Here is a 268-nt window from a genome sequence, read left to right as displayed (position 1 = left end):
TATTAATTGAAACAGTATAATCATTAACCTTTATCTGTGACGTATTTGGATTAAAAAACACTTTAGTTTTACGATCAGTAGCCACGGTAATAAAAATGTTTACTAATTCTTCTGCAGTAAATTTATTTGTAGTAATAACCTGACTAATAAATTGATCAAATGCAGCATTGATATTTGTAGGCGTTAATTTAATCTTTTCATCGCTATCCGACATTAAAACAGCAATATCATCTAAGATTTCATTAAAACTAAAATCTTTATCATGTAC

1 protein-coding gene is annotated in these 268 nt (G+C 26.9%); it reads right to left on the bottom strand.

The window, feature by feature from the left end; all coding sequences use genetic code 11:
* Positions 1-268, bottom strand: a 268-nt coding sequence (locus AOA62_RS31790; protein ID WP_158235124.1) for a hypothetical protein, incomplete at both ends; no start/stop codon positions are given.

This window comes from Pseudomonas sp. 2995-3, from assembly GCF_002742565.1.
GTDB classification, from domain to species: Bacteria; Pseudomonadota; Gammaproteobacteria; order Pseudomonadales; family Pseudomonadaceae; genus Aquipseudomonas; species Aquipseudomonas edaphica.
The sequence above is the reverse complement of the archived record's forward strand: the minus strand, read 5'-3'. Positions and strand labels throughout refer to the sequence as shown.